10 protein-coding genes, 1 tRNA gene and 1 pseudogene are annotated in these 10,851 nt (G+C 69.8%); 3 read left to right on the top strand and 9 right to left on the bottom strand.

The window, feature by feature from the left end; translation table 11 throughout:
* Positions 1-246: pseudogene (locus ABZU74_RS33615) on the top strand (hypothetical protein); the annotation flags it as partial.
* On the opposite strand, the gene ABZU74_RS33610 reads toward ABZU74_RS33615, so the two are convergent.
* The 8 genes from ABZU74_RS33610 to ABZU74_RS33575 all read right to left on the bottom strand — a co-directional run bounded on the left by ABZU74_RS33610 (position 243) and on the right by ABZU74_RS33575 (position 7,958).
* On the bottom strand, positions 243-1,538 hold the full coding sequence (locus tag ABZU74_RS33610; protein WP_355432688.1) for a GTP-binding protein: 1,296 nt from the start codon (positions 1,536-1,538) through the stop codon (positions 243-245). The pseudogene ABZU74_RS33615 and the gene ABZU74_RS33610 overlap by 4 nt on opposite strands.
* On the bottom strand, positions 1,538-2,449 hold the full coding sequence (gene cysD, locus ABZU74_RS33605; protein WP_355432685.1) for a sulfate adenylyltransferase subunit CysD: 912 nt from the start codon (positions 2,447-2,449) through the stop codon (positions 1,538-1,540). Before cysD ends, ABZU74_RS33610 begins: the two co-directional genes overlap by 1 nt.
* Before the next feature lie 75 nt (positions 2,450-2,524).
* On the bottom strand, positions 2,525-3,355 hold the full coding sequence (locus ABZU74_RS33600; RefSeq protein WP_355432682.1) for a 3'(2'),5'-bisphosphate nucleotidase CysQ: 831 nt from the start codon (positions 3,353-3,355) through the stop codon (positions 2,525-2,527).
* Positions 3,356-3,487: 132 nt separating this feature from the next.
* On the bottom strand, positions 3,488-4,078 hold the full coding sequence (pth, locus tag ABZU74_RS33595) for an aminoacyl-tRNA hydrolase (RefSeq protein WP_355432679.1): 591 nt from the start codon (positions 4,076-4,078) through the stop codon (positions 3,488-3,490).
* A gap of 94 nt (positions 4,079-4,172) precedes the next feature.
* Entirely contained in the window at positions 4,173-4,871 is a 699-nt protein-coding gene (locus ABZU74_RS33590) for a 50S ribosomal protein L25/general stress protein Ctc (RefSeq protein ID WP_355432676.1), read from the bottom strand.
* A gap of 333 nt (positions 4,872-5,204) precedes the next feature.
* On the bottom strand, positions 5,205-6,185 hold the full coding sequence (locus tag ABZU74_RS33585; protein ID WP_030329105.1) for a ribose-phosphate diphosphokinase: 981 nt from the start codon (positions 6,183-6,185) through the stop codon (positions 5,205-5,207).
* 58 nt (positions 6,186-6,243) lie between these two features.
* Positions 6,244-7,776: a bifunctional UDP-N-acetylglucosamine diphosphorylase/glucosamine-1-phosphate N-acetyltransferase GlmU gene (glmU, locus tag ABZU74_RS33580; RefSeq protein WP_355432674.1), complete on the bottom strand. Its 1,533-nt coding sequence runs from the start codon at positions 7,774-7,776 to the stop codon at positions 6,244-6,246.
* Positions 7,777-7,886: 110 nt separating this feature from the next.
* Positions 7,887-7,958: transfer RNA gene (locus ABZU74_RS33575), tRNA-Gln, on the bottom strand.
* Between the two features lie 316 nt (positions 7,959-8,274).
* Here ABZU74_RS33575 and ABZU74_RS33570 point away from each other — a divergent pair.
* Both ABZU74_RS33570 and ABZU74_RS33565 read left to right on the top strand, forming a co-directional pair.
* Positions 8,275-9,240 carry an acyl-CoA desaturase gene (locus tag ABZU74_RS33570; RefSeq protein WP_355432671.1) on the top strand — a complete coding sequence of 322 codons (966 nt, stop codon included), beginning with the start codon at positions 8,275-8,277 and terminating at the stop codon, positions 9,238-9,240.
* A 224-nt stretch (positions 9,241-9,464) separates the two neighbouring features.
* The gene (locus tag ABZU74_RS33565) at positions 9,465-10,163 is read left to right on the top strand and encodes a TetR/AcrR family transcriptional regulator (RefSeq protein ID WP_355432668.1); all 699 of its coding nucleotides are present in this window, start codon (positions 9,465-9,467) and stop codon (positions 10,161-10,163) included.
* Positions 10,164-10,169: 6 nt separating this feature from the next.
* On the opposite strand, the gene ABZU74_RS33560 is transcribed toward ABZU74_RS33565, so the two are convergent.
* Positions 10,170-10,646: a DUF4383 domain-containing protein gene (locus tag ABZU74_RS33560; RefSeq protein WP_355432665.1), complete on the bottom strand. Its 477-nt coding sequence runs from the start codon at positions 10,644-10,646 to the stop codon at positions 10,170-10,172.
* Between the last annotated feature and the right edge of the window lie 205 nt (positions 10,647-10,851).

Genomic DNA, 10,851 nt, shown 5'->3' with positions numbered 1-10,851 from the left:
GCCCGGCTCGCCGAGCTGAAACTGCCGGTCGCCCGGGACGGGCGACTGCTCCTCGTGCCGCTCGCCGACGACGGCACCTCCGACCTGATCCTCGGGCCTCGCCTGACGTGCGAGGCCACTACTTCCTGGATCGAGCACGATCTTGCCGGCTGGCGCACGCGAGCGGGCAGGGCACGCGAGCGGGCAGGGCACGCGAGCGGGCAGGACGGGCCAGCGAGCAGCGGGCAGTGGGCGGGGTGGGGTTAGCTGGCTTCGACGATCATGGCGGCGCCTACCGTGCGGTTGGTCGCCTCGTCGATGATGACGAAGCCGCCGGTGGTGCGGTTGCGGCGGTACTCGTCGGCCAGCAGCGGCACCGTGGTGCGCAGTCGCACCCGGCCGATCTCGTTGAGTCGCAGCTCGTCGGCCGACTCGTCGCGGTGCAGCGAGTTGATGTCCAGCCGGTAGTGCAGCCCGCGCACGATCGCCCGAGCCGACCGGGTGGTGTGCTTGATCGCGTACCGGCCACCGACCCGCAGCGGGGCGGTCTCGTCCATCCAGCAGACCATCGCCTCGATGTCCTGGGCCACCGCCGGTGCGTTGTTCGGTCGGCAGATCAGGTCACCGCGGGAGATGTCGATCTCGTCGGCCAGTCGTACCGTCACCGACATCGGCGGGAACGCCTCCGGGACCGGCCCGTCGGCGGTCTCCACTGCGGCGATCCGGCTGGTGAAGCCGGAGGGCAGCACCATCACCTCGTCACCCGGCTTCAGCACGCCGGAGGCGACCTGGCCGGCGTAGCCGCGGTAGTCGGTGACAGTGGTGGACTGCGGACGGATCACGTACTGCACCGGGAACCGGACGTCGACCAGGTTGCGGTCGCTGGCGATGTGCACCCGCTCCAGGTGGTGCAGCAGCGACGGGCCCTCGTACCAGGGCATGTTGTCCGACCGGGTGACGATGTTGTCGCCGCGCAGGGCGGAGACCGGCACCACGGTCAGGTCCGGTACGTCGAGCTTCGCCGCGAATGCGGTGAACTCGTCGGCAATCCGCTCGTAGACCTCCTGCGACCAGTCGACCAGGTCCATCTTGTTGACACAGAGGACCAGGTGCGGCACCCGCAGCAGGGAGCAGAGGAACGCGTGCCGGCGGGACTGCTCGACGAGGCCCTTGCGCGCGTCCACCAGGATCAACGCCAGGTCCGCGGTCGACGCCCCGGTGACCATGTTGCGGGTGTACTGGATGTGGCCCGGGGTGTCGGCGATGATGAACTTGCGCCGGGGGGTGGCGAAGTACCGGTACGCCACGTCGATGGTGATGCCCTGCTCCCGCTCGGCACGCAGACCGTCGGTGAGCAACGCCAGGTTGGTGTATTCGTCACCGCGGGCCGCGCTGACCGCCTCCACGGCGGCCAACTGGTCGGTGAAGAGCGACTTGGTGTCGTAGAGCAGCCGCCCGATCAGGGTCGACTTCCCGTCGTCCACGCTGCCGGCGGTGGCGAACCGCAGCAGGTCCATCGGCCGCGCCTCGGGGGCCGGGGCCACGATCTCGGTGCTCATCAGAAGTAGCCCTCCCGCTTGCGGTCCTCCATGGCGGCCTCACTGACCCGGTCGTCACCACGGGTGGCGCCGCGCTCGGTGATCCGGGTGGCAGCCACCTCCTCGATGACCTTCTCCACGGTGTCCGCGTCGGACCGGACCGCTGCGGTGCAGGAGGCGTCGCCGACGGTGCGGTAGCGCACCTGCGCCTTGAACCGCTCCTCACCCGCGCGGGGGCGGAAGAACTCGTTGACGGCGTAGAACATGCCGTCCCGTTCGATCACCTCGCGCTCATGCGCGTAGTAGATCGACGGCAGCGGGATGCGTTCCCGGGCGATGTAGTGCCACACGTCCAGCTCGGTCCAGTTGGACAGCGGGAAGACCCGGATCGACTCGCCCGGGTGGTGCCGTCCGTTGTAAAGCGACCACAGCTCGGGCCGCTGGTTCTTCGGGTCCCACTGACCGAACTCGTCGCGGAAGCTGAACACCCGCTCCTTGGCCCGGGCCTTCTCCTCGTCCCGGCGGGCGCCACCGAACAGCGCGTCGAAGCGGTGCTTCTCCACCGCGTCCAGCAGCACCGGTGTCTGGATCCGGTTGCGCATGCCGTCGGCGGACTCCCGGACCATGCCTCTGGCCAGGGCCTCCGGCACGCTCGCCACCACCAGCTGCAACCCCAGCTCGGCGACCCGTTGGTCGCGGTATTCCAGGACTTCGGGGAAGTTGTGCCCGGTGTCGACGTGCATGACCGGGAAGGGGACGTTGGCCGGGGCGAACGCCTTCTGCGCGAGCCGCAGCATGACGATCGAGTCCTTGCCACCGGAGAAGAGCATCACCGGGCGTTCCATCTCCGCGACCACCTCGCGCATCACGAAGATGCTCTCGGCTTCCAGGGCGTCCAGGTGGGAGACCTGGTACGCCGCCGGGGTGGTCATGACACCGGCTCGATTCGCTCGCTCATCCGATTTCCAGACCTTTCCGGTCGGGCATGTCAAGAATGTCTGCTCAGGCTACCCGGAATGTTTCTGCAACGCTGCAAGCAACCGGGTGGCGAGATCCTTGCGGCAGACCAGGAGGTCCGGCAGGCGCGGATCCGCCTCGTTGTATCTCAGCGCAGAACCGTCGATCCGGGAAGCGTGCAGTCCGGTGGCCGTCGCCACAGCAATCGGGGCCGCCGAGTCCCACTCGTACTGCCCACCTGCGTGGATGTACGCGTCCACCTCGCCGGTGACCACGGCCGCGATTTTCGCGCCGGCCGAGCCCATCGGCACCAGGTGCGCCCCGACGTCCTCAGCGAGGTCGGTCAGGAAGACCGGCGGCCGGCTCCGGCTCGCCGCCATGCGGATCTTCCGCTCGCCGGCCGTCGCCGCCTCCACAGTCATCGGCGGGTACGCCGGCGGGTAGTCAGTGCCCAGAACCCGGTGCTGCGCCGGCAGCCCCACCGCCCCGGCGACCAGCCCGTGCGGACTCGGTGCGTTGCGCGCCCAGAGCGCCACGTGCACCGCCCAGTCCGAGCGGCCCTCCTCGGAGAACTCCCGGGTGCCGTCCAACGGGTCGACGATCCACACCCGGTCCGCGTTCAGCCGCGACACCGCTCCGGTGTTCACCTCCGCGGCCCAGGCCAACCGTGACCCCTCGTCCTCCTCGGAGAGCACCGCGTCACCCGGACGCCATTTCGCCAGCTCCGTGCGGATCAGGTCGTGCGAGACCTTGTCCCCGGCCGACTTCAGCGCGCCGGTGTCGGCGAAGCCCATCTCCGTGCGCAGGTCGAGCAGCGCCTGCCCAGCCCGGGACGCCAACCATCGGGCGAACGCGCCATCGATCATCGGAGGACTGCTCATCTGCCCGCTCCCGTCGCCTCGCCGCGCTGCCCGCACGGGCCGATCCGCCGCGACTCGCGTCGCCGGTCGCGGCACGCCGAAAGGCGCAGACTACCGGCCCGCCTTAACGGATTCGGGTACGCCCCGCCCGGCTCAGCTGCCGTGGTAGAGGTTCTGGGTCGGCTCCACGCCCTTGGTGATCACCGACTCCACCATGTCGGCGGCCCGGTCGACCAGGAAATCCAGCTCCTTGCGCTCGGTCGCGCCAAAATCCGACAGCACGTAATCCGCCGGGTCCTGCCGCCCCGGCGGTCGGCCTACGCCGAACCGCACCCGGGCGTAGTCCTTGGTGCCCAACGACTTCGACATCGAGCGCAGGCCGTTGTGCCCACCCTCGCCACCGCCGAACTTGACCCGCACCTGGCCGAACCCGATGTCCAGCTCGTCGTGCACCGCGATCACCTGCGTCGTCGGCACCTTGTAGAACTGCGCCAGCGCCGCGACCGGCCCGCCGGAGAGGTTCATGTACGTCAGTGGCTTCACCAGCACCAGCTTCGGCCCACCGAACCCCAGCCGCGCCTCGGCCACCTCGGCAACCGCCCGCTTGTGCCGGCCGAAACGCGCACTCACCCGCCCGGCCAGCAGATCAGCCACCATGAACCCGACGTTGTGCCGGTTGCCGGCGTACTCCCGGCCCGGGTTGCCCAGGCCGACCACCAGCCACGGCCCCGCCTCGTCCGTCACGACCAGTCCCTTCCGACGCCCATCCCACCGACTCCCGATATGCCGACAGGCGCCCCCGAACATCCGGGGACGCCTGTCGCACAGTACGAACCGATCAGGCCTCGGTGCGCGCCTCGGTCGTCTCGTTGCCCTCGGCGGCCGGGGCAGCGTCCGCGCCCTCGGAGCCCTCGGTGGTCTCGCCGACCTCGGCCTCGGCCTCGTCGGTGGCAACCTCGACCTCGGGCAGCGTCGCCTCGAGCTGCTCGGCGGTCGGGGCGGCGGTCACCGACGCGACGGTCAGCTCCGAGTCGGCGGCCAGCTCGACGCCGGCCGGCAGCTCGACATCGCCGGCGGTCACCAGGGTGCCCGCCTCCAGGCCCTCGATCGACGCCTCGAGGTGGTCCGGGACCTTGGTGGCGTCCGCGGTCACCGAGAGAGTGTCGTGGTCGTGCACGATCAGGGTGTCCCGGGCGGCCTCGCCGGTCAGCTGGACCGGGACCTCGACGGTGACCTTCTCGCCCCGGCGGACCAGGATGAGGTCGACGTGCTCGAAGGTGTCGCGGATCGGGTCACGCTGGATCGCCTTCGGCAGCGCCAGCACCTGGGTGCCGTCGGTGATGTCGATCGCGAAGAGCTGGTTGGCACCGCCCTTGCGGATCGCGGCGGCGAACTCCCGCGACGGCAGCGCGATGTGCTTGGGCTTCTCGCCGTGGCCGTACAGCACGGCGGGCACCTTGCCGGCCCGGCGGGTACGGCGGGCACCACCCTTGCCGAACTCGGTACGGGGCTCGGCGCTGATCTTTACCTCGGACACGGGGAAACTCCTGATGCTTTTCGCTGCGGCGGCTTGTCGTCTAACGGTGCTGGGGCGAGGGGCTCGCTGGGGCTCATGCGTCATGAACGACTGCCCGGAGCACCGCGTCGATGACGGTGCCTCCGTGCGGCGCTTTTCAGCGGCCCGCCGGGCACCCTCGCCGTGGCAACCGCACCAGTCTACCCGAGCTGTTTCCAGGGTTTCCGGCAGTCCCCGGTCACGGCTCAAGACCGGCCCGTCGGTGGTGCTCCCACCAGCGTGCCGGCCCCGTTTCCGCCAGTTTGCCAGCCCCGCTCCCGCCAGCGTGTCGAGTGGCGGAAACGGGGCTCAGGCTCAGCTCAGGCCACCGAAGAGGGTGGTCACCGAGCCGTCGTCGAAGACCTCCCGGATCGCCCGCGCCAGCAGCGGCGCGATCGACAACACGGTGAGCTTGTCCAGCTGCTTCTCCGGCGGGAGCGGCAGCGTGTTCGTCACAACGATCTCGCTGATCGAGCTGTTCTTCAGCCGCTCGGTGGCCGGGTCGGAGAGCAGCGCGTGGGTGGACGCGACCACGATCTCCGCCGCACCCGACTCCTTGAGGATGTCGGCGGCCTTGGCGATGGTGCCTCCGGTGTCGATCATGTCGTCGACGATCAGGCAGACCCGGCCTTCCACCTCACCGACCACCCGGTTCGCCACGACCTGGTTCGGCTTCATCGGGTCACGGGTCTTGTGGATGAACGCCAACGGGCAGCCGCCCAGCCGGTCGGTCCACCGCTCGGCCACCCGCACCCGGCCCGAGTCCGGTGCCACCACTGTCATTGGCCGGCCGGCGTACTTGTGTTCCACGTACTCGGCCAGGATGTCCATCGCGAAGAGGTGGTCCACCGGGCCGTCGAAGAAGCCCTGGATCTGCGCGGTGTGCAGGTCGACGGTGAGGATGCGGTTCGCGCCGGCGGTCTTCAGCAGGTCCGCCACCAGACGGGCCGAGATCGGCTCCCGACCGCGGTGCTTCTTGTCCTGGCGCGCGTAGGGGTAGAACGGCAGGACCACGGTGATCCGCTTGGCCGACCCCCGCTTCAGCGCGTCCACCATGATCAGGGTTTCCATGACCCAGGTGTTCACCCCGTGCGTGACGGACTGCACCACGAAGGCGTCCGAACCACGTACCGAGTCCTTGAACCGTACGAAGATCTCGCCGTTGGCGAACTCGTACGCGTCGGCCGGGGTCGGCGCGACGCCGAGCACCTCGCCGATCTCCTTGGCCAACTCCGGAAAGCCACGTCCGGAAAAGAGCATCAGGCTTTTGCGGTTTTCGGCGACGATGCTGCCCATGGGCCCGTCTGCTCCCGTTTTGTCGGCGGTACCCGACCCGGTGGTGGTGGGTCGGGGACTATTCGGTTGCAGTATCTCCCGGGCCGGATGCGCCGCCCACCGTCTCGGCCGCCCCGTGCATTGCCTCACTGTCACTTGCGGTGCCGGCCACACCCGACGCACCCTTCGCGTCGCGGGCCCGCTGCGCCGCCTCCGCCGCGGCGGTGCCGGCGCGGCGCATGACCACCCAGCCCTCGATGTTGCGCTGGCGTGCCCGGGCGACGCCCATCGCCCCTGCCGGCACGTCGTCGACGATCACCGAACCAGCAGCGGTGTACGCCCCGTCGCCCACCTCGACCGGCGCCACGAACATGTTGTCCGCGCCGGTCCGCGCGTGGCTGCCGATCACCGTGCGGTGCTTGTTGACCCCGTCGTAGTTCACGAACACCGACGCGGCGCCGATGTTGGTCTGCTCACCGATCGTCGCGTCGCCGACGTACGTCAGGTGCGGCACCTTCGCGCCGGCGCCGATCTGCGAGTTCTTCACCTCGACGAACGTGCCGACCTTCGCCTTCTCGGCCAACTGGGCTGCCGGCCGCAGGTACGCGTACGGCCCGACGGTTGCGCCCGCCCCCACCTCGGCGCCGACGGCGTGGCTGCGGATCACCGACGCGGCGGGGCCGACGACGGTGTCGATCAGGGTGACGTCCGGCCCGATCAGCGCGCCCGCGCCGACCACAGTGCCGCCGCGCAACTGGGTGTTCTGGTCGATCACCGCGTCCCGGTCCAGTGCGACCGTCACGTCGATCCAGGTGGTGGCGGGGTCGAGCAGGCTCACGCCGGTGCGCATCCAGGCCTCGTTGACCCGGTCGCGCAGCAGCCCGCGCAGCGTCGCCAACTCCACCCGGTCGTTGCAGCCCAGCGTCTCGACGTGGTCCACGGCGACGTGCACCGCCACCGGCTCACCGGCCGAGCGGAGCAGGCCGAAGACGTCGGTCAGGTACTCCTCGCCCTGGTCGTTGTCGGTGGAGAGCTTGCCCAGCGCCTCGCGCAGCCGCACCGCGTCGAACGCGTAGATGCCGGCGTTGATCTCCCGAATCGCGCGCTGCGTCGCGTCGGCGTCGCGTTCCTCGACGATCTGCTCCAGGCGGCCGTCGGCGTCCCGGACGATCCGGCCGAGGCCGGTCGGGTCGGGCACCTCGGCGGCCAGCACGGTGGCCGCCGCGGCGGCCTCCTCGTGCGCGGTCACCAGCGCGCCGACCGTCTCGGGTCGCAGCAGGGGCACGTCTCCGTTGATCACCACGACCGTGCCGGCACCGTCCGGTACGGCGTCCAGCGCGATCCGCACGGCGTGCCCGGTGCCGAGCTGCTGGGCCTGGAGCACCGGCGTGGCGTCCGGGGCGACCTCGGACAGGTGCTCCCGGACCTGGTCGGCACCGTGCCCCACCACGACGACCGTGCGGTCCGCGCCCAGCGGGGCGGCGGCGCTCAGCACGTGACCGAGGAGCGTCCGACCGAGCAGGGGGTGCAGCACCTTGGGCAGTGTCGACTTCATCCGCTTGCCCTCACCGGCGGCGAGCACGACGACGGTACGGAGGTGGGGCTGGGGCACGACGCGGCTCCCGTCGGGACGGCGGACACTCTCGCGGCCATGCTAGCCGCGAGGCCCGGCACGTTTCCCTCTTACCCCCACCGGAACCCAAAACGGACGTAGGTGGGCAGCTCGGCCGCCAGGGTTCGAACCTGAAATACGGGTACCAAAGACCCGGGTGTTGCCAATTACACCACGGCCGATCAGCGACGCGAGCACGTCGCATGAGGGATGGATGGACATCCCGCCGCTACACCTTAGCGCCCCGGCCGCCGGACGCCATCGCTCATCCCGCCGTACCGCTAGCGATCGACGCCGTCGACCTCCCAGGGCGAGGGGACCGCGCCTCGACCCCCCGTTTCCCGGGCCGGTCGGACAGCTGCCATCGGGCCTGCTGACCTGCGAGTTCGAGCAGTTACGCGAAGACCATCCCAAACTTCCCCGTGCGATCTACGGACCCGTAAGTTACGGTGACGTAGGCGTAGCTTCGTGATCGAAACCATCCCCCTGCGAGGTCCCATGTCCACTGCTCTGCTCGATCCCAACACCGCCGGCCCCGGCCCCAAGCCACTCACCGACGGCAGCCAGTCCTCCGGCATCCTGGCCGCCCTCTGGGCGTTCGTGGTGATCCCCTTCGTCGCCCTGCTGGTCGCCGTGCCGGTGGCGTGGGGCGGTTGGCTGGGCTGGACCGACGTGATCATCGGCCTGGTCTGGTACGTCGTCTCCGGGCTCGGCATCACCGTCGGCTTCCACCGCTACTTCACCCACGGCTCGTTCAAGGCCAAGCGGTGGCTGCGGGTGACTCTGGCGGTCGCGGGTTCGCTGGCGGTGCAGGGCGAGATCATTCAGTGGGTCGCCGACCACCGGCGGCACCACGCCTTCTCCGACCTGGAGGGTGACCCGCACTCGCCGTGGCGCTTCGGCACCAGCTTCTGGGCGTTGACCCGGGGCCTGTTCCACGCACACGTGGGCTGGCTGTTCCGCCGTGAGCTGTCCAACCGCGAGCGTTTCGCGCCGGACCTCATCGCCGACCGGGACATCAGCCGGGTCGATCGGCTCTTCCCCGCGCTGGTGGCCGTCTCACTGCTCGGCCCGGCGCTGATCGGCGGCCTGGTGACCTGGTCCTGGCAGGGCGCGCTGACCGCGTTCTTCTGGGCCGGGCTGGTCCGGATCGGCCTCCTGCACCACGTCACCTGGGCGATCAACTCGGTGTGCCACGTCTACGGCGAGCGCCCGTTCGCGATGCGTCAGGGCGACCGCGCGTCGAACTTCTGGCCGCTGGCGATCCTGTCGTTCGGCGAGAGCTGGCACAACCTGCACCACGCCGACCCGACCAGCGCCCGCCACGGCGTGCTGCGCGGTCAGGTGGACATCTCCGCCCGGGTGATCTGGCTGTTCGAGAAGACCGGCGCGGCGACGCAGGTGCGCTGGCCGAAGCCGGAGCGCCTCGCCGCCAAGCTCGTGAAGCCGGTCGCACCCCGCTGAAACCGGGCGGTACACCGGGATGCCGCCTGGCAGGATGGCCGGATGACCGAGCCATGCGGGGGGACCAGGCGGCTCGGCGGCCGGGATGCCGGGCCCGATCCGGGTACGGTCGAACGGCGCGTCAGGGTGGTCGGACCGCCCGACAGTGAGGCGACGACGTGAACGGGCACAGCGGAGGAACCATTCCACGGCAGGGCGTCACCGAGCGCCAGCGAGGCGGCGACATGCCTGAGGTCAGCGACGACGCGGCGGCAGCTGTCGGCGGGCGACGGGCGACGCCGACGGCGGCACCGAAAGCCAAGGCCCCTTCACGGGTCCGCATGTCGGCGGCCCAACGCCGGGAGCAGCTGATCGCGACTGGCCGGCAACTCTTCGCCGAGCGCGGTTTCGACGCCACCTCCATCGAGGAGGTGGCGGCCCGCGCCAAGGTCTCCAAGCCGGTGGTGTACGAGCACTTCGGTGGCAAGGAAGGGCTCTACGCGGTGGTGGTGGACCGGGAGGTCCGGGCCCTGCTGGACCGGATCACCACGGCGTTGACCGCCGGGCATCCGCGGGAGCTGCTGGAACAGGCCGCGCTGGCCCTGCTGACCTACATCGAGGAGGAGACCAGCGGTTTCCGGGTGCTGGTCCGCGAGTCGCCGCTGCTGTCCGGCACGGCCACTTTCAGCAGCGTCATGAACGACGTGGCGCACCAGGTCGAGCACATCCTGGGTGCCGAGTACAAGAGCCGCGGGTACGACCCGAAGCTCGCCGAGCTGTACTCGCAGGCGCTGGTCGGCATGGTGGCGCTCACCGGCCGCTGGTGGTTGGAGGTGCGGAAGCCGCGCAAGGAGACGGTGGCGGCGCACCTGGTGAACCTTGCCTGGAACGGGTTGTCGCACCTGGAGGCGAAGCCGACGCTGATCACCGCGCGGCGTAACTGACCCCGATCAGCGGCGGTGCACGTCGGCCACCGGGTGCTTGCGGTGCTCCAGCTCCGCCTCGGCTGATTCCGGTGGGCCGACCTTGTCGTAGAGACCGGTGCCGAGCAGGATCAGGCCGAACAGCATCGACACGACCACTGTCGACATCGAAAAGTTGAGGAAGTTCGCCTCGGTCTGCAGCACCGACATCATCAGGATGCTGGTCACCAGGAACACCACGCCCGCGGTGAGGTTGATGTAGTGGCCGAGGTTGGTGCGCCGCGAGGCCCCGATGATCAGGACGATCCCGAAGATCACCGAGGCCAGCGAGAAGGCCAGATTGGTCCGGAGCCCGAGGGCCCAGGTGCTGCTGCGATCGAAGAGTGGATCGCCGATCGTCTCGGCGACGCCCCAGACGCCGAAGACCAGGATGTAGACGCCGATCAGCCCGGAGAGGACCCGGTAGATCGGCCGTGCCGGATGGTTGACCGGAAAATGCGGCATGCCCGAACCCTCCACCTGAATGAGACCAATTCAGGAGGATTGTCGCCCAAGGCAGAACCAACTGTCCGAAGAACCACAAAGCCGGAAGGGTCCGCCAAAGGCTGGACCCCGGTCAGGTTTTCGCCGGAGCCCGAGCTGCGCAGGGATCAAGCCTGACCGCCCGGAGCAGCTCGGGCTCGCCGGGCGGCCGACGCTGCTGGTGATG

The sequence above is a fragment of the Micromonospora sp. NPDC005171 genome (assembly GCF_040608575.1).
In the GTDB taxonomy this organism is placed as follows: Bacteria; Actinomycetota; Actinomycetes; order Mycobacteriales; family Micromonosporaceae; genus Micromonospora.
The sequence above is the reverse complement of the archived record's forward strand: the minus strand, read 5'-3'. Positions and strand labels throughout refer to the sequence as shown.

Bases quoted from the DNA above. Each gene is read 5' to 3' on its own strand.
- ABZU74_RS33610 (WP_355432688.1), bottom strand. From the start codon at position 1,538: ATGAGCACCGAGATCGTGGCCCCGGCCCCCGAGGCGCGGCCGATGGAC.
- cysD (WP_355432685.1), bottom strand. From the start codon at position 2,449: ATGACCACCCCGGCGGCGTACCAGGTCTCCCACCTGGACGCCCTGGAA.
- ABZU74_RS33600 (WP_355432682.1), bottom strand. From the start codon at position 3,355: ATGAGCAGTCCTCCGATGATCGATGGCGCGTTCGCCCGATGGTTGGCG.
- ABZU74_RS33585 (WP_030329105.1), bottom strand. From the start codon at position 6,185: ATGGGCAGCATCGTCGCCGAAAACCGCAAAAGCCTGATGCTCTTTTCC.
- ABZU74_RS33570 (WP_355432671.1), top strand. From the start codon at position 8,275: ATGTCCACTGCTCTGCTCGATCCCAACACCGCCGGCCCCGGCCCCAAG.
- ABZU74_RS33565 (WP_355432668.1), top strand. From the start codon at position 9,465: ATGCCTGAGGTCAGCGACGACGCGGCGGCAGCTGTCGGCGGGCGACGG.
- ABZU74_RS33560 (WP_355432665.1), bottom strand. From the start codon at position 10,646: ATGCCGCATTTTCCGGTCAACCATCCGGCACGGCCGATCTACCGGGTC.